Source organism: Burkholderia sp. BCC1993 (genome assembly GCF_905339865.1).
Classification (GTDB): Bacteria; Pseudomonadota; Gammaproteobacteria; order Burkholderiales; family Burkholderiaceae; genus Burkholderia.
Genome location: NZ_CAJPGZ010000003.1, coordinates 311,521 through 336,178 on the forward strand (window position 1 = coordinate 311,521; position 24,658 = coordinate 336,178).

The 24,658-nt window shown below is 68.3% G+C and carries 18 protein-coding genes; 5 read left to right on the forward strand and 13 right to left on the reverse strand.

Annotation, left to right across the window (positions count from 1 at the left end):
- Positions 1-14: 14 nt before the first annotated feature.
- From U4Y91_RS06470 to U4Y91_RS06535, 13 genes are all read right to left on the reverse strand, one after another.
- Positions 15-1,253, reverse strand: a complete 1,239-nt coding sequence (locus U4Y91_RS06470) for an ABC transporter substrate-binding protein (protein ID WP_124489043.1) — start codon at positions 1,251-1,253, stop codon at positions 15-17.
- 193 nt (positions 1,254-1,446) lie between these two features.
- A complete protein-coding gene (locus U4Y91_RS06475; protein WP_044846675.1) occupies positions 1,447-2,655 on the reverse strand; it encodes a porin in 1,209 nt (402 codons plus the stop codon).
- Between the two features lie 176 nt (positions 2,656-2,831).
- A complete protein-coding gene (locus U4Y91_RS06480; protein ID WP_321804202.1) occupies positions 2,832-3,770 on the reverse strand; it encodes a helix-turn-helix domain-containing protein in 939 nt (312 codons plus the stop codon).
- Positions 3,771-3,830: 60 nt separating this feature from the next.
- Positions 3,831-4,421, reverse strand: coding sequence for a DUF3156 family protein (locus U4Y91_RS06485; protein ID WP_321804204.1), 591 nt, complete (start codon positions 4,419-4,421; stop codon positions 3,831-3,833).
- Positions 4,418-5,920 (reverse strand): APC family permease, encoded by a 1,503-nt coding sequence (locus U4Y91_RS06490; protein WP_321804206.1) that lies wholly within the window; start codon positions 5,918-5,920, stop codon positions 4,418-4,420. Before U4Y91_RS06490 ends, U4Y91_RS06485 begins: the two co-directional genes overlap by 4 nt.
- A 252-nt stretch (positions 5,921-6,172) precedes the next feature.
- Entirely contained in the window at positions 6,173-7,513 is a 1,341-nt protein-coding gene (locus tag U4Y91_RS06495; protein WP_321804207.1) for an aspartate aminotransferase family protein, read from the reverse strand.
- 106 nt (positions 7,514-7,619) lie between these two features.
- Entirely contained in the window at positions 7,620-9,122 is a 1,503-nt protein-coding gene (locus tag U4Y91_RS06500; protein ID WP_321804208.1) for an aldehyde dehydrogenase family protein, read from the reverse strand.
- A gap of 144 nt (positions 9,123-9,266) precedes the next feature.
- Complete coding sequence (locus tag U4Y91_RS06505) at positions 9,267-9,998, reverse strand: helix-turn-helix transcriptional regulator (RefSeq protein ID WP_321804210.1); 732 nt, start codon at positions 9,996-9,998, stop codon at positions 9,267-9,269.
- A 526-nt stretch (positions 9,999-10,524) separates the two neighbouring features.
- Positions 10,525-11,403 (reverse strand): neutral zinc metallopeptidase, encoded by an 879-nt coding sequence (locus U4Y91_RS06510; RefSeq protein WP_321804212.1) that lies wholly within the window; start codon positions 11,401-11,403, stop codon positions 10,525-10,527.
- 377 nt (positions 11,404-11,780) lie between these two features.
- A complete protein-coding gene (locus U4Y91_RS06520; RefSeq protein ID WP_415750448.1) occupies positions 11,781-13,808 on the reverse strand; it encodes a sigma-54-dependent Fis family transcriptional regulator in 2,028 nt (675 codons plus the stop codon).
- A gap of 349 nt (positions 13,809-14,157) precedes the next feature.
- On the reverse strand, positions 14,158-14,664 hold the full coding sequence (locus tag U4Y91_RS06525; RefSeq protein ID WP_034180969.1) for an acetone carboxylase subunit gamma: 507 nt from the start codon (positions 14,662-14,664) through the stop codon (positions 14,158-14,160).
- Between the two features lie 40 nt (positions 14,665-14,704).
- The gene (locus tag U4Y91_RS06530) at positions 14,705-17,029 is read right to left on the reverse strand and encodes a hydantoinase B/oxoprolinase family protein (protein WP_321804214.1); all 2,325 of its coding nucleotides are present in this window, start codon (positions 17,027-17,029) and stop codon (positions 14,705-14,707) included.
- Between the two features lie 11 nt (positions 17,030-17,040).
- Positions 17,041-19,185, reverse strand: a complete 2,145-nt coding sequence (locus tag U4Y91_RS06535; protein WP_321804216.1) for a hydantoinase/oxoprolinase family protein — start codon at positions 19,183-19,185, stop codon at positions 17,041-17,043.
- Between the two features lie 430 nt (positions 19,186-19,615).
- Between U4Y91_RS06535 and U4Y91_RS06540 the strand changes: the two genes are divergently transcribed.
- The 5 genes from U4Y91_RS06540 to U4Y91_RS06560 all read left to right on the forward strand — a co-directional run bounded on the left by U4Y91_RS06540 (position 19,616) and on the right by U4Y91_RS06560 (position 24,639).
- The gene (locus U4Y91_RS06540; RefSeq protein WP_321804218.1) at positions 19,616-20,407 is read left to right on the forward strand and encodes an SDR family oxidoreductase; all 792 of its coding nucleotides are present in this window, start codon (positions 19,616-19,618) and stop codon (positions 20,405-20,407) included.
- Positions 20,408-20,627: 220 nt separating this feature from the next.
- Positions 20,628-21,692, forward strand: a complete 1,065-nt coding sequence (locus tag U4Y91_RS06545; RefSeq protein ID WP_321804219.1) for a LysR family transcriptional regulator — start codon at positions 20,628-20,630, stop codon at positions 21,690-21,692.
- Between the two features lie 99 nt (positions 21,693-21,791).
- On the forward strand, positions 21,792-22,478 hold the full coding sequence (locus U4Y91_RS06550) for a DUF4286 family protein (protein ID WP_321804221.1): 687 nt from the start codon (positions 21,792-21,794) through the stop codon (positions 22,476-22,478).
- A 90-nt stretch (positions 22,479-22,568) separates the two neighbouring features.
- Entirely contained in the window at positions 22,569-23,888 is a 1,320-nt protein-coding gene (locus U4Y91_RS06555) for an MFS transporter (RefSeq protein WP_321804223.1), read from the forward strand.
- A gap of 49 nt (positions 23,889-23,937) precedes the next feature.
- Positions 23,938-24,639, forward strand: a complete 702-nt coding sequence (locus U4Y91_RS06560; protein ID WP_321804224.1) for a DUF2848 domain-containing protein — start codon at positions 23,938-23,940, stop codon at positions 24,637-24,639.
- Positions 24,640-24,658 lie beyond the last annotated feature (19 nt).

A 24,658-nucleotide genomic window follows, 5' to 3' on the forward strand; every position in this document is an offset into this window, starting at 1 on the left:
GTGGCGGCGTGCCGTCACTTGCCGGCCGCGGCCATCGCCTGCGCGATCTTCTGCTGCGCCTGGCGCAGCGCGGCGTCGGGGGCGGCCTGCCCGGTCAGCGCGAGCTGCAGCTGGTCGCCGAGAATGCTCTCGACCTGCTGCCAGTCCTTCACGCGCGGCCGCGCACGGCCGGCCTCGAGCGCCTTCAGTTGATCGGGGTACCAGCGATACTGGCGCACCAGCGCCGGATCGGCGAACACGCTGCGGCGCGTCGGCGGAATGCCGATCCCGGCGAGGCGCGTTTGCGTGTCGCGCGAGCTCAGGTAGGCGAGGAAATCCTGCGCGAGCTTCGCGTGCGGCGCATCCTTCGGAATGCCCATCTGCCAGATGCCGAGCATCGGTGCCGGGCCGGCCGTCTGCCCGGGCGGCGGCTGCAGCGCGATCTGCCCGACCACGCGCGACTGCTTCGGATCGTCGAGCGCCGGGATCCACGCCGGCCACACCTCGATCGACTGCGCAGCCGTGCCGCGCTGCAGTGCGTCGCGCACCTCGGCGGCGCCGTACACGTCGACGTCCTTCGGCGCGGCGGTCTTCAGCGCAAGGAAAGTCTTCAGCGCGGCCTGCGACTCGCGCGAATCGATCGTCACGTTGCCGGCACGGTCGAACACGTCGCCGCCGTAGGCCCACAGGATCGGCAGGAAGCCCGTCACGACCGGGTTGCCCTTGGTGCCGCGGAACACGACGCCCGACACGCTCTTGTCCGCGCCGCCGATGGTCTGCGCGATCTTCAGCACGTCGTCCCAGTTGCGCGGCGGCTGCAACTGATACTTCGCGAGCAGATCTTTCCGGTACGCGAACATCTCGACGTTGCCGACGATCGGCAGCGCGTACAGCGCGCCCGCCGCGTTGCGGCCGAGTGCGACCGCCGACGGCACGAGATCGGCGTCGGCGAGCGCGGCCGGCAGCGGCTTCAGCCAGCCGTTGCCGATGAATTCGGGCGCCCACGTATCGTCCATCATCACGAGGTCGTACGTGCCGGTGCCTTCGCGCATCGACAGCTTCAGCTTCTGGTACAGGTTCGCGTTCGGCAGCTTGAGCAACTCGATGTCGGTGCCCGGATGCAGCTTGGTGAAGCCGGCGACGGCGTCGGCCAGCCCCTTGCCGTAGATGTCGTCGCGGCCCGCGATGACGAGGTCCGCCGCGAAGGCGTGCGAGGCGGCAAGGGACAGCGCAACGGCGGCGGACAGCGCGCGCAGGCGGCTCAGCAGGGTCATGTGGTCTCTCTCGATCGGCGTGGTGGCGGGCCGCCGGGCGTTGCACACGTGTGCAACGCGGGCGACGCTTCGGGCGGCCTGAAGCGAACGCCATTGTTCACGTCGATCGTTAAGAATTTGTGGCACGCGGCGAAAGCGGCCGACGGTGCGGCCGCCCGCCCCGCCCGCCGCCCGTGCCACCGGGTGCGTACCGTCAGAAGTTCACGCGAATCCCGGCCATCACCGCGAGCTGCCGGCTCGAATTGCTGTTCGCGAGCACCGGAATCTGCGCGTAGTTCACCGCATTGCCGTTCGCGTCGGTGCCGAGCCCCGTGCCGCTCGCGATCTGGCCGATCGCGACCGCATACAGCGCGGTGCGCTTCGACAGGCTGTAGTTCGTGCCGACGTTGACCTGGTGAAAGCGCGTCGTGCCGCGGCCGTCCGTGTGCGCGGCGTTGAATATGTACGCGACGCCGCCCTGCAGCGCGGGCGTGAACATGTACGTGACGTTCAGCTCGCCGATGTCGAACGTGAAGGCCTGCGTGCGCGGCTGCGCGCCGGTCGAGAAATAGCGGCTGTCGCCGAGGCGCGTGTGCGTGTAGGTCAGCGCGACCGTCGCCGCGCCGAGCGTCACCGAGCCGCCCGCGCCGAACGCGCGCATCGAGCCGGCGTCCTGCAGCAGGCAGTACATCGCGCCCGGGTTGCTGCACGCGAAGTCGCCGATGTAGCCGCTCGCGCCGCCGAGCGCCGCGTCGAGCGGCTGGTGCAGGTCGAGATAGCCGACCGAGAACGCGACCGGCGCACGCGTGTAGGTCGCGGCGACCGCATAGCCGCGCTTCGCGGAAAAGTCGCCGGCCTGGCCGCCGAAGCTGAACGTGCCGCCAAACGTCAGGCCGTTGAAATCCGCGCTGGTGAACTTCACCGCGTTGTTGAAGTTGAACGCGGCGTTCAGGTTGTCGACGTCGCCGAGGTGCGAGCCGTACGGCGTCGCCCAGTTGTTGCTCGATACATAGGCGCCGAGCATGTCCGTGTACGAGTCGTATTGCCGGCCGAGGCCGAGCGTGCCAATCGCATCCTGGCGCAGCCCGACCCACGCCTGCCGGCTGAACGCGGTGCCGCCCTGCAGCGCCTGCCCGTTCGCGGACAGGAACTGCTGCTCGAGCGAAAACACCGCGTCGAGCCCGCCGCCGAGCGGCTCGGCACCCTGAAATCCGAAGCGGGACGGCACGAGGTTGCCGCCGCCCATCTGCCATGCATGGCCGCCGCCCGTGCTGCCGTCGGCGCGCGTGAACTGCTGGTTCGTCGAATAGATGATGCCGGTGTCCACGGTGCCGTACAGCGTCACGCTGCCGGAGGTCTGCGCGTGCGCGTGCATGCAACCCAGCGTGGCCGCGGCCGCGGCCAGTCTTCGTCCGATCTTCATGTCCCGTCCCTCTGTTGTCATCGATTCGCAGTGCAAACCGACGATGTTGTCGATATCGGTGACAGGACTCTATCCAGCGAAAATTCGGGACCCCTATCCCAAATCAGCAAATGGTGAAGCGAACGGAACGGGCGGCACGCGACGACGCCCGGCGGCACCGTCGCGGTGCGAAGACGTCATTCGGGGCGCAAGGTTTGCGACGGCAGCTCGCCGAACAGGTCGCGATACTCGCGCGCGAAATAGCCGAGATGCGTGAAGCCCCAGCTTGCTGCGGCCTCGCCGACGCCCAGCTGATGCGCGGACGTCGTGCGCAGCAGGCGCCGCACCGCGTTCAGCCGGATCGTGCGCAGATAGCCGACGGGCGTGACGTCGGCGACGCGCTGGAAGCTCGTCTGCAGCGTGCGGCGGCTGCAGCGCAGCGCGCGGCACAGTTCGAGCACGGTGACGGGTTCCTCGGGCCGGTCGCGCAGGTGTTTCTCGCAACGGCTGACGATATCGCTGTAGGTGGCGTGCGTGATGTCGCGGCGCTCGACGCCGATGCCCTGCTCGAGCGCATCGAGGAACATGCCGAGCATCGTGTCGCGGAACATCTTGCGGGTGGCCGCGTATTCGAGGCAGCCGGGGTTGCGCTGCGCGTCGTCGATCAGCGACGACAGCCGCGCGCCGAGCGCGACGCCTTGCGCTTCCGACAGCCGCGTGACGTGCCGCAGCTTGCGCGCGCCGGCCGCGCCGAATTCGGCCTCACAGAGCTCGTCGACCATGTCCGACGCCGCGCTGATCCCGACCAGTCCCATCCCTTCCGGCGTATGGAATTCGAAATCCTCGCCGGCGCGCAGCGCGAGCAGCGCATAGCCGTCGACCGGCTGGCTCTGGAACGTGCCGGCGAGCGGCACCGACAGCGGCACCGCGAGCGACGTGCGCCCGGCCGGTGCGAGGCCGGTTTGCGCGACACGCCGGTTGGTCGTCTCGCGGAAGAAATGGAAGTCGTCGTACAGCACCTGCGTGACGGTGCCCCTGAAGCGGCCCGGCGTCATCTGGCGGTAGACCTGATGCCAACCAGCGATCGCGAGCCCGTGGTCATGCACGTCTTCGTGTGAGCGTGACTGGAACAGCATCGGCATCTCCGGTAAAACCCTGATTCCACGCTGCGGCCGCACGGCGCGCAGCGCCACAGCTTACCCCCGCAAAATTCCGCGCAGTGCAGTTTCGAATGCAAGACAGGCCGCCGACAACGCGGCGGCCTGCTCGCCGGTCACGCGCACGTAGCGGCGAAACGACGGCATCCGGTTCACGACCTCGCTGCCGCCGAACGGCACGACGGCGAGCGTCCAGCGGCCGTCGCGCGCGGCGATCGTGCAGTCGGTCAGGTGCAGCGGGCGCAGCGCGTCGGCGACCGACGGCTGCGCGGCGAGTGCGGCCACCGTCCGCGCGAATCCGGGGTCGCTTCCCGGCTCGGGCGCGGCCACGATGCCGGTGCGCCGCAGCCAGCCGGTCTGCAGCACGCGTGCAAGGCCCTGCGCGGCCGGGCCGTCCGCGCTGATCGACACCTGCACGCTGACCGTATGCATCAGGAACTGGCGGTCGACGTGTTCTTCGATGCTCACGCGCACGCCGTTCGGCAGCCGGGCCAGGATTTCGGCAGCGCCGCCGTTCGCGTCGCGCACCGCACCGAGGTCGACGAGCACGCGTGCGGCGATCGCGCCGGGCCGGTGGCCGGGCGGCGGCGCGTCGGGCGCCGCGCGCCAGCGGGCGAGCACGGCCCTCACGATGCGACGTGCTCGTTGCGCAGCACTTCCTCGACCGGCACCGGCCTGAACGGATGCCGGCGCTGCACGACGAGCGTCCAGAACAGCGCGTACAGCGCGGTGAGCCCGAGCATCACGCCGAACGGCACGTAGATGTCGCGCGCGTTCATGCCGGGCGGCGTGATGTACCAGATCGCGAGCACGATGCCGACGCTCGACACGATCTGCGGCAGCGGAAACAGCGGCGAACGGTACGGGCGCGGCAGGTCCGGGCGGCGGATGCGCAGCATCACGACCGACGCGGTCACGAGCAGGTATGCGGTGCCCCATGCGCAGGTCGCGGCGAGCACGAGATGCAGGATGCTGTCGAGATTGCCGTTGATCAGCCACGCATGGAAGATCGGCACGACCGCCGCCGCGACGATGCCGACCACCGGCGTCTTGAAGCGCGGATGCAGATACGCGAAGCAGCGCGGCAGCGCGCCGTCGATCGCCATCCCGTACAGGATGCGCGGCAGCCCGGCCATCAGCGTGTTGATCGTCGCGGCGCCCGCGCACAGGAACGCGATGCCGAACCAGATGCGGCCGAAGGGCCCGAGCACCTGCAGCGCGAACGCGGGAATCGCGCCCGGCGTGTCGAGCAGGTGCGTGAGGCCGTCCGGGCTCACCGGCACGTTCGCGACCTGGCGGCGGATCGCCGCGCCGTACAGGAACATGCAGATCGCGACGCCGACGAGGCCGAGCGCCATCGCGCGCGGAATCGTGCGGCCCGGCGCCTTCATTTCCGGCGCGAGCGGCGTGACGAACTCGCAGCCGACGAACATGAACATCGCCATCCCGACCAGCGACAGCACGGCCGGCACCGACGTGCCGACTTCCGAGCCGCCGAACCAGCCGTCGAGATGCACGGCCGGCGCGGCCGCGAGGCCGAGGATGCCGAAGATCATCAGCGACAGCCACATGCCGGCCGTCAGCACGATCTCGAGCTTGCTGAACACCTTGATGCCGATGATGTTGGTGATCGCGAACGTGACCACGAGGCCGACGCCGACGAGCCACGAGCTGTTGTGCTTCTCGAACGCGGCGTTCAGCGATTCGAAGTTCACGAGCGCCATGATGCCGCTCAGGATCGTCTCCGCCGTGCCGGCGAACACGTGCACGAGGAAATACGCGGAAATCGTGCCGGTGATCGCCCAGAAGCGGCCGAGCCCGCACGACAGGTAATCGTAAACCGAGCCGGCCGTCGGCAGCATCGCGGCGGCTTCGGAGAACGTCGTCGCCTGCGCCTGCATCATCACGAACGCGATGATCATCGCGACCGCGAATGCCCAGCCGCCCATCCCGAAGCCCGAGGTCGCGGTGAGAATCACCGGGCTCGCCATGATGAGGCCGACGGCGCTCGCCAGCGCGGTCGGAAACCCGACCGCACCGGCCTTCAGCACCGTGCCGCCGCCCGCTTCAGCCGACGCACCGGCGGGCGTATCGCCCGTTGCGCCGGTCATTCCAGACCATCCCGACATCTTCGTCTCCTTCCCTTTTCGGGCCGGAACCGGCGCTGTGGCGCCCGCTCCGAGCCATGCTTCGCGGTCGGCCCAGGGCGGCGCCTAAGCGCCGGCACCCGGGCCCCTGTCGATCCAATCGTGATCCGATGTCGAAAAAATACGCAGGCAAAATAATCCGGTCATAGCGCAAATCGGCAAACCGGCGGTGGCGAGCGGGTTATCCCGCCCTCCACCGCCGGTTCGGCGTCACGCGCTCATGCCGTCACGGCCTCACGCGAACGGCACGGCCTCGAAACCGGCCGCGAGCGCGTCGACGATCCGGTCGAGCTGCTCGCGCTGGATCACGAGCGGCGGCGACAGGATGATCTTCGTGCCGACCGGCCGCACCAGCACGCCGTGCTCGCGCGCCACTTCCGCGACCGCGTTCGCATAGCCGGACAGCGGGTCGATCGGCTCGCGGGTCTGCTTGTTCGCGACGAGATCGAGCGCGAGCATCAGCCCCTTGCCGCGCACCTCGCCGACCGCCGCGAAGCGTTCCGGGAACGACTGCAGCGCTTCGAGCAGATACGCGCCCTGCTTCGCCGCGTTCGCCGGCAGGTCTTCCTTCACCACGATGTCGAGGCTCGCGATCGCGGCCGCGCAGGCGACCGGGTGCCCTGCGTACGTGTAGCCGTGCATGATCGCGCCGCCGAAGTCCGCATTCGCGGCGAACGCGTCCTCGATCCGCGCGTTTACGGCCGTCGCGCCGAGCGGCACGTAGCCGGACGAGATTCCCTTCGCGAGACACATGATGTCCGGGCGCACGCCCCAGCCGCGGCTGCCGAACAGGCTGCCGCTGCGGCCGAAGCCGGTCACGACTTCGTCGGCGATCAGCAGCACGCCGTAGCGGTCGCACACCTCGCGCACGAGCGGCCAGTAGTTGGCCGGCGGCACGATCACGCCGCCCGCGCCCTGGATCGGCTCGGCGATGAACGCGGCGACCGTGTCGGGGCTCTGGAACTGGATCTCGCGCTCCAGCATTTCCGCGCAGATCCGGCCGAGTTCCTCCGGATCCTGCGTGAACGGGTTGCGGTACAGCCACGGCGTCTCGACGTGAAAGCAGCCGGGCAGGTTCGGCTCGTAATTGCGGCGGAACACCGTGTTGCCGTTCACCGACGCGCCGCCGAAGTGCGTGCCGTGATAGCCCTGCTTCAGCGAGATGAACTTGGTGCGGTCGGCCTGGCCGCGCACCTTCCAGTACTGGCGCGCAATCTTCAGCGCGGTCTCGATCGAGTCCGAGCCGCCCGAGCTGTACAGCACGCGGCGCATCCCTTCCGGCTCCATCATGTCGATCAGCTTCTTCGACAGCTCCTCCGCGCGCGGATGCGAGATGCCGTCGAACAGCTGGAAGTATTCGAGTTCGTCGAGCTGACGCACGATCGCATCCTTCACTTCCTGGCGGTTGTGCCCGACGTTTACGTTCCACAGGCCCGCGACGCCGTCGACCAGCTGCTTGCCGGTTTCGTCGAACACGTAGCAGCCGTCGCCGCGCACGATGCGGATCGGCTTGCGCTGTTTCATTTCGTTCGGGTGCAGCATCGGGTGCCAGAACTTCGCTTCGTTGTAGCTCATTGCAATCTCCACTTTCGGATCGTTTGAACCTCGACCGTCCGGGGTCGAGGTGCGAGGTTTTCGGGGTGTTAGCGGGGTTCGTGGGGTTCGGAGCAGGCGCCGCGCGTCAGTGCGCGATGCAGACGGATTTGGTCTCGGTGAAGCCTTCGATCGCGTACTGGCCGAACTCGCGGCCGATGCCCGATTGCTTGTAGCCGCCGAACGGCATCGACGGGTCGAGCGGAATGTGACAGTTCACCCACACGGTGCCGGCCTCGATCTGCGGCACGAGGTTCATCACGCGCTTCAGGTCGTTGCTCCAGATGCTCGCGGCGAGGCCGTACGGCGACGCGTTCGCGAGACGCACCGCGTCGGCCGCATCGTCGAACGGCACGACGACGATCACCGGGCCGAACACTTCGTCGCGCACGATCGCGCTGTCCGGATGCGGATCGGCGATCACGGCCGGCTTCACGTAGTAGCCGGGCAGATCGTCGGCCGGCGCGCCGCCCGCGAGGAACGTGAGGCCCGCGCGGCGCGCGCCTTCGATGTGCTCGACGACCTTGTCGCGATGGTGCGCGGAAACGAGCGGGTTGATCTGCGCGGTGGTATCGAGGCCCGCGCCGAGCTTCATCGACTGCGCGACGCCCGCGAGGCCGTCCGCGAGCTGCGCGAATTTGCTGCGATGTACGTAAATGCGCGACGCGGCCGCGCACACCTGTCCCTGGTTGAAGAACGCGCCGGCGGCGACGCCGTCGAGCGCCTGCGCGACGTCGACGTCGTCGAGCATCACGATCGGGTTCTTGCCGCCGAGCTCGAGCGAGAAGCGCGTCATGTTCTGCACGGCCGCCGCGCCGACCAGCTTGCCGGTCGCGGTCGAACCCGTGAACGAGATCTTCGCGATCGACGGGTGGCTCGACAGCGCGGCGCCGCACGTGCGGCCGCCGGTGACGACGTTGAACACGCCAGGCGGCACGCCGGCGTCAAGGGCGAGTTCGGCCAGGCGCAGCGCGGTGAGCGGCGTTTCCGGCGACGGCTTCAGCACGATCGTGCAGCCGGCCGCGAGCGCCGGAATCAGCTTCCACACCGCGATCATCAGCGGGAAATTCCACGGCACGATCGCCGCGACCACGCCGACCGGCTCCTTGCGCGTATAGGCCGTATAGCGCGCGCCGGGCGGGAACGGGATCGACACGTCGAGCGTCTGGCCGGTGATCTTGGTCGCCCAGCCGGCCATGTAGCGTACGTATTCGACGCTCGCGCCGACCTCGATCGCGCGCGACACGTGGATCGACTTGCCCTGGTTCAGCGTTTCGAGCTGCGCGAGCGTTTCGGCGTCGGCCTCGATCAGGTCGGCGAGCTTCAGCAGGATGCGCTCGCGGTCCGCCGGGCGCAGCCCGCTCCACACGCGGGTGTCGAATGCCTGCTTCGCGCTCGCGACCGCGCGGTCGACGTCGTGCGCGTCGGCATCCGCGACCGTCGCGAGCCGCTCGCCCGTCGCCGGGTCGTACACGTCGAGCCGCGCGGGCGAGTGCGCGCGCTGCATGGCGCCGTCGATGAAAAGGCCGAAGTCGCGTGCGACGAAGGTGCGCACGGTGTCGCTGACCGCGACGAAGTTCGTGGTGCTCATGGGCGTCTCGATGATTGTCATGACTGGGCCGCGTGCGCTTCGGCATGCGGGTGTCGAATCACTGTATCGACGGGGGATCGCGCCCGGTGAGCGCAAATTGGCAAGCGCGTGCGGGACCGGAACGCGGGTGACCCGGGAATGTAGCTACAGGAACAACGCGCCGACCAGCTCGGTGCGGTTCGACACGCCGAGCTTCCGGTACATGCGCATCAGATGTGTCTTGATGGTCGGCTGGCCGAGCGCGAGATCGCGTGCGATTTCCTTGTTCGAGCGGCCGTCGCGTACGAGTCGGGCGATCTGCTCCTCGCGGTAGGTCAACCGCTCCTCGCAGCCGATCCGGTGAATCCCGCGCCGCGCGCGCAGCAGCGGGGCCAGCGCGGCTTCGGCGACCGGCTGAAGCCGTGCCAGCGCGTCGATCTCGCCCGGTGCGAACCGGCCCGCCGTGCGGTTGCCGTCCGCGTCGCCCGTCCCGAAGCGCAGCAGCGAAAACGCGCCGACCGTGCGGCCCGCGTCGTCGCGCAGCCAGATCTCGACGACGTCGGCCACATCGTGCCGCCGCAGGAAACGGGTCCAGTACGCGGACGCATCGCGTCTTTCGTCAGGCAATTGGGACGCGAGCGTCACGACCGCACGTTCGCCTGCCGCGCAGCGCGACGGATGCAGCGGATCGAGCATCCGGTAGCGCGCGATGTAGGTGCGATGCATCGCCTCCGGCATCCCGAACAGCTCGAAATCGGCCGGCTCGCCGCTCAGGTCGAGCCGGTAGAACACGGTCGCGGACGGGCTCGCAAACGCGTCGAACGCGTCCACGCACGCGCGCAGCGCGCGGTGCCAGTCGGCGGCTTCGTGGTCGGCGGAAGCGGATGAGGTCGGCATGATGGGAGCGGCCGGCGGCCGAACGCGTCGAAGGTCGGGCCAGCCTACCGGCGCCGAAATGGGCCGGTGAGCACAAATCGGCAATTCATCCGTGGGTGACGGATGACGGGGCTGCCGGCCATGTCGCGACAACGGAGTCTGCGTCGGGACGTCTTGCGCCGCGAGCCGTGCGGACGATGATGGCTGCCGAGGGTGGCGCGAGACATCGCACGCGCCGGCCGTGTCCCGACGACAGAATCCGCGTCGGGAAGGCATGCGCCGTGAGCCGTGCGGTCGAGAATGGACGTCGAGGGTGGCGCGAGACATCGCACGCGCCGGCCGTGTCTCGACGACAGAATCCGCGTCGGGAAGGCATGCACCGTGAGCCGTGCGATCGAAAATGGATGTCGAGGGCGGCACGGAACATCGCGCGCACCGATCGAGCATGATCGGAATGATCAGCGAAATGCGCGGAGCGGCCGCACGCGCGGCCGCGAAACGGCGGCGCGGCAGCGTGTGCGCCGCGCCCTGTCAGTCAGGGTCCGCGTCAGTGCGCGTTCGCGGCGAACGTGTCGCAGGCGCTTACTTCACCCGACTCCATCCCGCGCCGCAGCCAGTACACGCGCTGCTCGCTGGTGCCGTGCGTGAAGCTCTCCGGCACGACATAGCCCTGGCCTTGCTGCTGCAGCCGATCGTCGCCGATCGCAGCCGCCGCCTTCAGCCCCTGCTCGAAATCGCCGGGCTCCATCAGCCGCTGGTTCGCGCGCTGCGCGTTGTTCGCCCACACGCCGGCGAAGCAGTCGGCCTGCAGTTCCATCCGCACCGACAGCGCGTTCGAGCGCGCTTCGCTCGAACGGCGGCGCGCGGCATCGACCTTGTCGGAAATGCCGAGCAGGTTCTGCACGTGATGGCCGACTTCGTGCGCGATCACGTAGGCCTGCGCGAAATCGCCGCCCGCGCCGAACCGCTTGCGCAGTTCGTCGTAGAAACCGAGATCGATGTATACGTTGCGGTCGCCCGGACAATAGAACGGCCCCATCGCGGTCTGGCCGGTGCCGCACGCGGTCGGCGTCGAGTTCGTGAACATCACGAGCTTCGGCGACTGGTACTGCGCATGCAGCTGGGTGTTGAAGACGCCCGTCCACGTGCGCTCGATATTGCCGAGCACCTTGCGCGTGAATACCGCGCCGGGATCGTTCGCCGCCGCGCCCTGGTGCTGCGTGGGCGCGGGCTGCGCCTGCTGCTGCCGCCCCTGCAGCGCCGATGCGCCTTCGAGCACGACGCGCGGGTCGATCCCGAAGAAATACGATGCGGCCAGCGCGACCACGATCGTGCCGATGCCGATCGTCGCACGCCCGCCGCCGAACCCGCCGCCACCGCGTCGATCCTCGACGTTCACGCTTTCTCTTTCGTCGTCCAGCCTCATTGCCGGCCCCTCCCTGTTCCTGTCGATGGTCCGGCCGCGCGATGCGCAACCGGGCGATCAGCCGCCGCGCCTTGCGCCATCGGCAGACGCGATGCATCCGTATCGGGCGCGCACCCACGCCGATCTCGCCGCCTGCCACTCCGCTTGCACGACGGAATCGGCCGGCCGGCGCGCACCGCACCGGTGCACGGGCTCGCCCGCGCCATTTTGCCGGGCTTTCGCGACTTATCTCAAAAATACGGAGGATAGAGCGATTCGGCGCCGAACATCGTCAGCCTTTGCAAAATGGCCGCGATCTGCGTGCGGCCCGGGAGGACGAGATGACCAGCGGAAAAACCGGGCTTGCCCGCCTGCCGCCCGGCCAGGCCTGCCGCGACTTACTTCGCGTGACCTCGGCGAACGTCGCTCACTGCGTCGAGCAAGCGGTACTTGCGGATCTTTTCATAAAGCGTGCTCTTCGCGATGCCGAGCTGACTCGCCGCCTTCGTCAGATTGCCGGCATGACGCGCAAGCGCGCGGCGGATCGATTCCGCCTCGGCCATCTTCAACGAGTCGCCCGCATCCGGCGCGAGCGCGTCGACGGCCCGCGCGGCGCACGCATCGATCGGCGCCCCCGCGCCGATCTCGGCAGGCAGCTTGTCGGCCTTTATCACCGGGCTGTCCGACAGCAGCAGCGCCCCCTCGATCGCGTTCCGCAGTTCGCGCACATTGCCGGGCCACGGATAGCGCAACAGGCGCGCATACGCATCGTCGTCGAACGACCTCGGGGAGAGGCCATACGACTCGCACAGATGCCCGAGCCAATGCGCAATCAGCGCCGGCAGGTCCTCGCCGCGCTCGCGCAAGTTCGGAATCGACACGGTCGTGACCGCGATCCGGTAGTACAGATCCATCCGGAACCGGCCTTTCGCGACGGCGTCCTTCAGATCCCGGTGCGTCGCCGCGACCAGCCGGAAATTCACCCTGCGCGGCGTATTCTCGCCCAGGCGATAGATTTCGCTCTCCTCCAGCACGCGCAGCAGGTGCGGCTGGATGTCGAGCGGCATTTCCCCGATCTCGTCGAGAAACAGCGTGCCGCCATCGGCCGCTTCGATCTTGCCCGCCGCACCGGACTTGCGTGCGCCGGTAAATGCGCCTTCCGCATAGCCGAACAACTCGCTGGCCAGGAGGTCTCTCGACAACCCGCCGCAGTTGAGCGCAACGAACGGGCCGTCGGCGCGATCGCTCGCCTGGTGGATACCCTGCGCGAACAGCTCCTTGCCGACGCCGGTTTCGCCGAGCAGCAGCACCGGCACCCTGGACGGCGCGAGCTGGCGCGCACGATTCACGGCCGCCCGCAATGCGGCGCTGTCGCCGACGATGCGCTCGAACCCTCGCGGCTCGCCGCCGTGCCGTTCCCGTCCGCGCGCGATCGGGACGGCCCCGCGGGGATTCGTGATGCCCGGCGTCACGATCATGTAGCCGAGCACGTCCGCACCGTCACGCACGGTTTCGATGTGGCTGCGCGACAGCCATGCCGGCGCACTCGCCGACAGGCGGCCGTCGCCCGCGTAGTGCTCGAGTTCGGGCAGCGCGAACGCCGCGTCGCACCGGATATCGAATCCGAGCCGGCGCAACACCGGAACGACCTGCGCGTTGGCCTTGACGAGTCGGCCGCGTTCGTCGACGACGATCACCGCATCGGACGAAGACGCACCGAAGCGTGACGCGCAGCGGTCGAGCAGGCTCAGGCGGCGCGCCATGCCCTCCTTCGCGAGCCGGCTTTCGATGCGGCCCGCAAGCGATACCGCGAGCGCAAGGCTGTATGGGTTGTAGGTCTGCGCGAGCCCCGAAATGTCGATCACGCCCAATACGTGCCCGTCGCGCGGATCCTGGATGACGGTCGCCGAGCAGGTCCAGCGCTTGATGCCCGCGCAGAAGTGCTCCGCGCCATGGATCTGGACCGGCTGCCTGAGCGCGAGCGCGGTGCCGATCGCATTGGTGCCGCAATTCAGCTCGGTCCACTCGCAGCCCGGAATGAGGCCGACCTCGCGTGCAGGCTCGACGATCCGCATGTCGCCCTCCTGCTGGAGGATCATCCCGCTCGGATCGGCCAGCAGCATCACCGTGCCCGTCTGCGAAAGAAAATCCCGGGTGTGCTGCATCAGCGGCAGACTGGCATCGACGAGGCGACGGTTCGACGTGCGCCACTGCACGAGCCCGTCTTCATCGAGCGGCGGCGGCGCACGGTCGACGCCGGGATCGACGCGGCTGACGAGACAGCGCTGCCACGAGTCGTCGACCACGCCGCGTACGTCGGGCGAACGCCACTCGCTGCCGGTCACCAGATGCTCCCATGCGGCCATGATGCTCGCGTCATGGCGTGGACTGGGAAACCAGTCCATCGGCGTGCCTCTCTGTTGCATGTCTGTCTCCTGGCGGTTTCGTGACGGCACGAACCGCACGGCCGTCGCAGCGGCCATTTTGTCGACTTTGTGGGGGCGCCCGACCGCAGCCGGCGGCGAGCGTAGCGACTATCGTACTCCGTCCCGGCGCCTCGACATCCGTCCGGACACCAACCACTGCAAGCAATGCGCGCGCCAGCAAGCGGTCGCCCGCACGTCGTCGCGCGGCTCGGCACGCCGTCGAGAACCGGTGGCCGAAAAGAAACCGGCCGTTCGAAAATCGAACGGCCGGAAATCGAACGCTTCCCGCGAACGAAGCCGAAGCGAGGCCGGCGAACGCCGAGCCCCGCGGACAGCGTCAAATGTCAGATCATTGCACGCGCTCCGGAACCGGCAGCTTCACCCATTCCGCGTAGAACGCATCGATGTCGGGTTCGAAGTCGTGAATGACCGGGTACCACGGCGTAGGCGCCTCGACGTCGTGCATCGCGCCGCAGGTCGGGCAGTAGTATTCGCGATAGACCTGCCATTGCGTGTCGGGCGCCATCAAGCGTGGGTAGACCTCGTCCATCGCCTCTTCGGATTCGCGCACGAAGATGTTCGCGTGCAGTTTCCAGTTGTCGCGGTAATCGCAGAACACATGGCCGCAGTCGCATTGCGTGACCCAGTGCTTCGTCGCCCATTGCTGCACGATGTACAGGTGCGGGCCGAGCGGCAACACGATGCGGTCCTTCCAGCCGAGCTTCTGCTGCAGCGCATCGACATACATCCGGAAGCGCTCGCCGTCCTTCGGCATCGACAGCATGCGCAACGTGGTGTCCCAGTCGAGCTTGCCGTCGACCATGTTCCTGATCTGTTCCTTGGTGTAGGTAGACATCTCCAGTCCTCCATGTGGGTGATAGTGCGCAGGGTCCGGCTCATTCCTCGACCAGCACCACCGTGTTGACGTCGGGCATCTTCGACAGGTCCATGCGGAATTTCGAGCCGTAGGTCGGCACGTCGAGCTCGTCCTCGGTAAGCGTCCACGTGTCCGGCAACGCCCAGAACGCGCGGAACTGCTGCTCGAATTTCGTCGACAGGCCGAAGCTCGTCGCGAACATGTGCTGCACCTGCGTCGATGCATGCTTGAGCAGGATCCGCTCGCGCTCGCCCTTCATCCATTCGCGAGTCGGTTGCGAGCGCGCGAGACGCGCGTTGCGGATCTCGATGCGATGCAGCGCGGTCGCTTGCGGATCGACCGTCCAGATGCCGTTCGCATCCCGCGTCGCGACTGCCCCATAGACCTTCTGCGCGTATTCGGGCAGCAGCACCGCGTTGTTGAGATCGCGTTCGATCGCGTCGATCTCGCGGTCGAGCGGATCGCCGAAGCCGGGGCCGCCGCGCAGATAGTTCAGGTAGAGATCGTAGTTGCTGTAGCAGTCCTCCGTGGTCATGCATTGCTGGTCGCGCTTGACGACCGCGCCGGCGTTCAGGTGGTTTTCGTAATCCGGCAGGTCCGGATTCGTATCGCCGCCGAGCGGCAGGCTCTCGCCGAGCGCGATGCGCTCCTCGATGCCCGTGCGATGCGCTTCGAAGCGATAGCCGGTGGCGGGCGGATAGCCGCCCATCAGGCCCCAGTCGCTGTTCATGTAGCCGTTGCCCATGAAGAACATCGTCCAGTCCTGCGCCTTCCAGACCATGCGCAGCGTCTCGAATCCGCAACCGCCGCGGTACTTGCCGTAGCCGCCCGAATTCGACTTCACGTTGCGGCCGAGGTACAGCAGCGGCTCGGCCATCTCCCAGATCTCGATGTCGCCCATGTCGCCTTCGGGGTTCCAGATCGCGGCCGCGTGATTCAGACCGTCCTTGATCGCGCACGCGCCGGTGCCGCACGACGACGCCTCGAAGCTGTTCACCGCATGGATGTCGCCGTCCTGGTTGATCCCGCCGCCCTGCAGCCAGTTCGACGTGTTGGCGTTCCCCGCGTTGACCTCCTCGAGATAGCCGCGGCTGAAGTACGCCTGCGACAGGGCACGCCACATCGCGCTCCAGCCCGACACCAGGAAGTGCCACGCGTAAGCGTGTCCGGTGCGGCGGTCGTCCGGGTTCATCCACGCGCCCTTGGGCAGGTGGAATTCGGTGCCGAAATACGCGCCGTCGTTGATGCGCTGCGTCGGCACCAGCGTCTGCGTCATCATCACCCAGATGCCGCTCGTGAACGCGACCTGGTGCGCGTTGTACGAGTGCCAGCCCCAGCGGCTCGCGCCTTCGAAATCGAGACGCCACGAGCCGTCCTTGCGGATCTCCATCTCGACCGGCGAATGCATGATCGAGTCGAGCTTCGCAAACGCCGACGACGTCTGCACGTCCGGATGGTCGTACGGCACGTCGACGAACGCGACCTTGCGATACTTGCCCGGCAGCGTCATCGCCTTGAGGCGCGTCTGCAACCCGCGCCGTCCTTCCTCGATCACCTCGAAGCCGAATTTCTCGTAGGCGTCGAGGCCCTCCTCGTCGATCACTTCCTCGATCAGATCGCGAATCATGTGGCAGCCGGCGATACGCGTGCGCTCGTCGAGAATCCAGTACTTCGGCGTGCGAACCGAGCGCTGGCTCTCGTGCAGCCAGTCGCGCAGCGGCGTGTCGTTCACCCCCGTCTTACGGCACGTAATCATGTAGCCGTCGCCGAAACGCTGCACCTGGCCCGTCGACATCGAGCCCGGCGTCACCGCGCCGGTATCGATCACGTGCGTGACGCCGCCAACCCACCCGACCAGCTTGCCGTGCGCGAAAATCGGCACGATCGTTGCGATGTCGCACGGGTGGACGTTGCCGATCGAGCAGTCGTTGTTGGTGAACATGTCGCCGGGCTGAATGCCCGGATTGGCTTCCCAGTTGTTTTCGATCATGTACTTGATCGCCGCGCCCATCGTGCCGACGTGGATGATGATTCCGGTCGACGTGAGCACGCAGTCGCCCGCCGCGTTGTAGAGCGTGAAGCACAGCTCCCCTTCCTGCTCGACGATCGGGCTCGCGGCAATCTTCTTGGCCGTTTCGCGCGCATGCACGAGGCCGCCGCGCAGCTTCGAGAAGATCTTCTCGTAGCGGATCGGATCGCGCTCGCGCAGCTCGAGCCGTTCGAGCCCGTTGTAATGGCCGGTTTGCGCGGTGCGCTCGAGAATGCCGTCGCGAAACTGCTTGAGCGTCTGGCCGTTCTTCAGCAGATCGGCGAATCCGACTTCCTGGCTGGACATCATGTTCATCGCATGTCTCCTTACTTGACTTCGCTGAGATGGAAGAGGCGGTGCTTGTCGAGCGTGGTGGCGAAGCCCTTCGGGACGACGAACGTCGTCGCGTCGGATTCGATGATCGCGGGCCCCGCGATCTCGTTGCCCGGCTTGAGCGACTCCATTCGCCAGATCACCGCGTCATGCCACTGCTTGTGCCGATACAGACGCCGCGTGCCGATACGCGCGCCCGCCGGCGGCGTGGGGCCGGCAATGGCGTCTTCCGGCAATACCGGCTTCTGCGTGACGACCATGCCGCGCATGATCGCGCCCGTGACCGAGAAACCCAGCTCCGGCGAGCGCGCGGAGCTCGCGTACACGCGGCCGTAGGTGTCTTCGAAGGCCGTCACGATCTTGTCCCAGTCGTCCGCACCGGACGCGCCCGCGATCGGCGATTCGATTTCGAGGTCGTTGAGCTGGCCCATGTACTGCATCCGGAAGCCCGGCCGCAATATCACGTCCCGCTCGCCGAAACCGTTGATGCGAAACTCGTCGATCACCTTGGCGGTCAGTTCGGCCCAGGCCTTCTGGATCGTCTGCGCGGCCCGCGCCTTCTCGGCGTCGGACGCGAGCTGCGGCAGCGCGAGATCGACGCTCTTGTCGTAGCGATACTCGAAATCCGCGCACGCGCAGCCGAATGCCGAGAAGCCCGCCGCCCACGCCGGCACGACGACATCCTTGAAGCCGAGACCCTCGGTGTAGCCATAGGTATGAACCGGCCCCGCGCCGCCATACGAGAAGCACACGAATTCGGTCGGGTTGTACCCTTTCGCGCTGACGTTCGAGCGCAGGTATTCGCGCAGTTGCAGGTCGAGCAGCTCGATCACGCCGGCCGCCGCATCCTCCACGGAGAGTCCGAGCGGCTCGGCGATCTGCACGCGAATGTGCTCGCGGGCGCGATTCACGTCGAGCTTGATCTGGCCGCCGAGGAAGTTGTCCGGGTTCAGGTAGCCGAGCACGACGTGGCAATCGGACACGGACACCGTCGTCAGGCCGCTGTCGGGCCAGCACGTGCCGACGCGATAGCCGGCGCTGTCCGGCCCGAGCTTGATGGCCCCGCTGTACGGATCGAGCCGCACGAAGCTGCCGGCGCCCGCGCCGACCGAATCCATCGTGACGAGCGGCAGCGACAGCACCAGGCGCGCCATGTCCGGGTCGGACGCGATCGCGAATTTGCCCTTCGTGATGAGCGCCATGTCGAACGACGTGCCGCCGATGTCCGAGCAAGCGATGTTGTCGTAGCCGAGCGTCTCGCCGAGGAGCTTCGAGCCGATCACGCCGCCGATCGGCCCCGACACGATGGTGCGCGCCAGTTCCTTCGCTTTCCAGCTGATCGTGCCGCCGTGTGTCGCCATCACGCGCAGGTCGAATTTCGCGCCGTGCTTGCGGAAGCGGTCACTGACTTTCCTGAGCGTCTGCCGCGACGGCTCGGCCGCATACGCTTCGAGCACCGTCGTGTTCATCCGGTGGCTTTCCTTGCGCTGCGGGTAGTAGTCGACCGATGCGAACACCGGGAGATCGACGCCGCGCGCAGCCAGCTCGTCGCGCACGATGTCCCGCGCCTGGCGCTCGCTCGCGGCGTTCTTGTGCGACTGAAGAAAACAGATGACGATCGCTTTCGCACCGGCGGCGACGAGCTCCCGCGTAGCCTGCCGCACTTCGTTTTCCCGCAGCGGAATCACGATCTCGCCCTGGACGTCCGTACGCTCGGTGACGCCGCGCGTTCGCGACAACGGCACGAGCGGCTCGTCGTAGCGGTGCGTATTCAGGTGGATGCGCTCTTCGAGCGCGTACCCGAGGTAGCTCTGGATCGCCCGCCCCATCAGGTGCACGTGCTCGAAGCCCCTGTTGACGAGCAACCCGACGTCGAGCCCCTTGCGCTGCACGACGCGGTTGAGCATCGCAGTGCCGGAATACACGCAGGTGACCAGTTCCGGATAGACGTCGTCGACGTCGCGTTGCCAATGCGCGAGCGCGTCCTGCGACGAGTTGAAGATCGCGAGTGACTCATCCTCCGGATTGCTTTGCGCCTTGCCGACGACAAACCGTCCGTCCTCGCGCACGAAGAAGGTGTCGGTCATCGTGCCGCCCGCGTCGATGCCCAAGACCTGGACTTGCGAAAGTCCTTCCATGGTGATGTCTCCAATGATTGAAGTCGTGATGAGCCGCGCTCCGGTTCGAACGGGGTCATCGTTCGATCCCGGGCGTCGGCTCATCTGCAAGGAGGCAACAACCGTGCCATTCGGTGGGTCCGGCACGGTCGGCGCGCCCCGGTCAAGCCAGGCGGGGCGCCCATCGGATGAAGCGGGTTGCTTCGGGTAGGCGACTCACCTTGGACGTCCGGATTCCGGACTGGTCAGGCGTCCGAATATCAGTCGGCTCCCCCGGCGGGCGGGTGCACGCTCGCCCCGGATCCGGAACGGCGGCAACGCGGGCGCCTCGCCGTGCGGCGTTACGTCATCGCCGGCCGTCGCCCCTCATTCACGTTCATCCTTTCGGCTGATACCGGCGTTCATCCGTGCCGCCTAAAGTGACCGGAACACCCCCCTTCCGGAGAACGACATGACGCACCCGCAACCCCGTACGATCGCGATCACCGGCGCTGGCACCGGCATCGGCGCCGCGTGCGCGCGCCGCTTCGCCGCCCGCGGCGATCGCGTCGTGCTGATCGGGCGGCGTCGGGCACCGCTCGACGCACTCGCCGCCGAGACGGGCGGCCTCGCGCTCGCCGGCGACGCCGCGAGCACGGCCGACTGGGCCCGCTTCCTGCCGGAGATCGCCGGGCGGTTCGGCCCCGTCGATGCGCTCGTCGCGTGCGCGGGCGGCCACGGTCTCGGCCGCGCGGACGAAACCGACGACGCGCAATGGCGCGACGCGCTGCATGCGAACCTCGACACCGCGTTCGTCAGCGCACGCGCGTGCCTGCCCGACCTGATCGCGCAGCGCGGCAGCATCGTGCTGGTCGCGTCGATCGCCGCGCTCGCGGCCGGGCCCGGCGTATGCGGCTACACGGTCGGCAAGCATGCGCTGCTCGGGCTCGCGCGATCGCTTGCACGCGACTACGGGCCGCACGGTGTGCGCGCGAACGCGGTGTGTCCGGGCTGGGTCCGCACGCCGATGGCCGATGCGGAAATGGAACCGCTGATGTCCGCATACGGCGACACACTCGACGGCGCGTATGCACGCGTAAGCGCCGACGTGCCGCTGCGGCGCGCGGCCGACCCGGACGAGATCGCGACCGTGTGCGCATTCCTGGCATCGCCGGATGCGTCGTTCGTAACGGGCGCGACGCTCGTCGCCGACGGCGGCGCAACGGTCGTCGACGTGCCGACGCTCGTGTTCGACACGCTTTGATGCACGGGGATACCCGCCCGCACGCCGCATCTTCGCTGCACGGGGACGCATCGCCCGCGTGCGCATCGTGATGGCGGCCGCGCTCGCCCGCCGGTACGCGACCGCCCGTCCCCTCGCCCGGCGCACGCACCACGCCGCGCTCGTTTCCCGCCCCGGAAATCCGCTAACATCGACCGATCCCGCCGCCCCCGCGCGGCACTGCCTCACCGATCGGCATTCGATGAACATCCGGTTTCTAGAAACCTTCGTCTGGCTCGCGAAGCTGGAGAACTTCCGGCTCACGGCCGAAAAACTGCACACGACGCAGGCGGCCGTGTCGAGCCGCATCGCGTCGCTGGAAGAAGCGTTCGACGTGCGGCTGTTCGACCGCAACACGCGCTCGGCCACGCTCACGCCCGCGGGGCGGCGCATGCTCGCGTACGCGGAGCGGATCGTGCGGCTCGACAGCGAGATGCGGCGCGACATCGACGCGGCGAGCGACGCGGGGCTGATCCGGATCGGCGTGATCGAGTCGATCGTGCACAGCTGGTTTCCGGCACTGATGGCGCAATTGCGCGAGCGCTATCCGCGCCTCGACGTCGAGATCACGAGCGACACGACACTGCACCTGATCCGCCTGCTGAGCACCGACGGCGTCGACCTGATCCTGCAGACCGACCCGGTGCCGGGCCCCGACTTCACGAACCTGCCGCTGTGCGAATTCCCGGTGCGCTGGGCGGCGAGCCCGCGTCTCGGGCTCGGCGGCGAACGGCTCGACGTCGCGCGGCTCGCCGCGTACCCGATCATCAGCTTCTCGCGCCACTCGGGCCCCCACGCGACGATCGAGCGGCTGTTCGCGGCCGTCGAGCGGCCGGCCAGCATCAACTGCATCACGTCGGTCGCCGCGATGATCCGGCTCGTCGCCGACGGCTTCGGCGTGGCCGCGCTGCCGCCCGCGATCATCGGGCGCGAACTGCAGGAAGGCACGCTCGAACTGCTCGACGTCGAACCCGAATTCCCCGCGCTGCCGCTCGTCGCGTCGTATCGCACGCAGGGCCTGCCGGTCGCCGCGCGCATCGCGGAACTGGCGAGCGAGGTCGCGCGCGCGATGCCGGCGGCTTCCGGTAATGCGAAGCCCACCGCATCGGCAAAGGCCGAGGCCGAGACCGAGACCGAGACCGAAACCGACCTCGTCGACAAGTCCCCCGCCCGCCCGGCGAAAAAAAACCGATCCGCGTCGGCAAAACGCACGCCGCAATCCGCATCGCCCGCCACCCCGGCGAAACGCCGCCCGCGCCGCTCATAAGAAAACCTGTTCACCGCGAATTTGTTTTCTTGTTGGACGGGTGCGGCCCGTCTTCGGGACACTGCGGTTCCTGACACACCCCGTCACAAGGAACCCGCCATGTCCCGCCTTTCCCTTCCGCACGGCCAGCTCTGCGTCTGGACGGACATCGATCCCGCGCACGAAGCCGATTTCAACGCGTGGTACGACCGCGAGCACATGCAGGAGCGTGTCGCGATTCCCGGCTTCACGCATGCGCGGCGGTTTCGCGCGACCGACGGCGGCCCGCGCAAGTACCTCGCGCTGTACGTGACGGACACGCTCGACGTATTCCGCGGCGACGCATACCGGCGCGCGTTCACGCAGCAGACCGCGTGGTCGCTCGCGAACTTCGAGCGGATGACGGGCACGCAGCGGCGGGTCGGCGACCTGACGATCGAGGCCGGCGACGGCGAAGGCATGCATCTCGCGCTGTTCGTGCTGCCGCCGGAGCGCATCGACGTGCCGCACCTGCGCGAGCGCTTCGACGCGGCGCTGCACGAACCCGGCATCCACGCGGCCCGGCTGTTCCGCACCGCGCCGGACCTGTCCGCGCCGATCGGCGCCGACGCGGCCGCGCGTCCGGCCGCCGACGCGCTCGTGCTGATCGAGGGCAGCGATGCCGCGGCCACGCGCCGTGTCGCCGCCGCCATCGCCGGTCACGACGACGTGCGCACCTTCGACCTGCTGTGGCGCGCCGCCGCGCCGCTGCCGGCTGCCGGTCGCGACACCGAAGCCAAACCGGCCACCGCCGCGCTGCCGGCCTGAACGCCGACGCCACCACCGGCCGCGCCGTCCGTGATCCGCACGCGGCCGGCGCATCGGTCCCCGCGCGTCACCCCCGTCCTCCTTCACGACATGCCCGACACCATGAGCACTCTCGCCCAGCCCGCCGCCCACGCGCCCCGCCGCGTCCGCAACAGCCGACTCGCGACCGCGAGCATGATCGGCACGTCGCTCGAGTGGTACGACTTCACGATCTACAACACACTCGCCGCGCTCGTCTTCAACCACCTGTTCTTTCCGTCGGTCGATCCGCTGGCCGGCACGATCCTCGCGTTCTCGACCTATGCGGTCGGCTACGTGTCGCGTCCGCTCGGCGGCTTCGTGTTCGGTAACCTCGGCGACCGCATCGGCCGCCGCGCGGTGCTGATGCTCACGCTCGTGCTGATGGGTGTCACGACCGCGCTGATGGGCGCGCTGCCGACCTACGCGCAGGCCGGCATCCTGAGCCCGATCCTGCTCGTCGCGCTGCGCTTCGTGCAGGGTGTCGCGCTCGGCGGCGAATGGGCCGGCGCGGTGCTGCTGTCGGTCGAGCACGGCGACCAGAAACGGCGCGGACTGTCCGCGTCGTGGACGCAGATCGGCCCGTCGTTCGGCACGCTGCTCGGCACCGGCTGCATCGCGCTCGTGACGCTCTCCACCACGTCCGACACCTTCCTGTCGTGGGGCTGGCGCGTGCCGTTCGCGGCCAGCGCGCTGCTCGTCGTATTCGGTTTCTGGCTGCGGCGCGGCGTCGACGAAACGCCGCAGTTCGAGCAGCTCGCCGAATCGCACGCGACCGCCGACGTGCCTGTCGCCGAAGTGCTGAAGTGTCACTGGCGGCGCCTGCTGATCGCCGGCGGCTCGCGGATCGGCTCCGACGTGCTGTACGCGCTGATCGTCGTGTTCACGCTGACCTACGTGACGACCGTGCTGCACCTGTCGCGCCCGGTCGCGCTGACGGCCGTGATGATCGGCACGGCCTGCAACGCGCTCGCGGTGCCGTTCTTCGGCGCGCTGTCGGACCGCTTCGGACGCCGTCCGGTGTACCTCGCCGGCGCGATCGCCGGGATCGTGTGGGCGTTCGTGTTCTTCGCGATGCTCGATTCGGCGCGGCCGAGCGCGATCGTCGCGGCGGTTGCGATCGGCCTCGTGATCCATGCGGTGATGTACGGCCCGCAAGGCGCGTTCGTCACCGAACAGTTCCCGACCCGCGTGCGTTATGCGGGCTCGTCGCTGGCCTACACGCTCGCCGGCATCGCCGGCGGCGGCTTCGCACCACTCGTGATCGCCACGCTGTTCCGCCAGACGGGCACGACGACGGCCGTGTCGCTGTACGTCACCGCGGCGCTCGTCGTCACGTCGATCGCGCTGCTGGCCGCGCGCGAGACCGCGCACCGGCCGCTCGCGGATTGAACATCCCCGCCGGTCGTTTCACTCATTCGCACTTCGAACGGATACCCGCATGCAAGCCCTGTCGTTCAACGTGATGTCCCTGCAAGGCGCGCCCGCCCAGGTCGACGTCGAGATCGAACGTCTCGTGATCGCCGGCTGGGCCGGCCGCGATCCGGACGCGATCCGCGCACACATCGACGAACTCGCGGCGCTCGGCGTCGCGCCGCCGTCGGTCACGCCGTGTTTCTATCGCGTGTCGTCCGCGCTGCTCACGCAGGCGCCGTCGATCGGCGTGCTCGGCGCACGCTCGGGCGGCGAGATCGAGTGCGTGCTGATCGACAGCCCGGTCGGCACGCTGGTGACGGTCGGCTCCGATCATACGGATCGGGAAGTCGAGGCCTACGGCGTCGCGGTGTCGAAACAGGTGTGCGCGAAACCGCTCGGCCGCGAGGCGTGGCGTCATGCGGACATCGCCGATCATTGGGACGCGATCGAGATGCGTTCGTGGTGGATCAAACCCGGCGGCGGCCGCATCGCGTATCAGCACGGCGCGGTCAGCGGGCTGCTTGCGCCCGCCGCGCTGTGGCACCGCTTCGACGACCGGCGCACGATGCCCGCGCGCTGCGCGATGTTCGGCGGCACGGTCACCGTACACGGCGCGATCGCGGCGATGGGCGACGGTGACGCGTTCGAGATGGAGCTCCACGATCCGGTGCTCGGGCGCAGCCTGCGGCACCGGTACGAGGTCGAGGTATTGCCGGTTGTCGCGTAGAGGACGGTGGCGGGTGCGC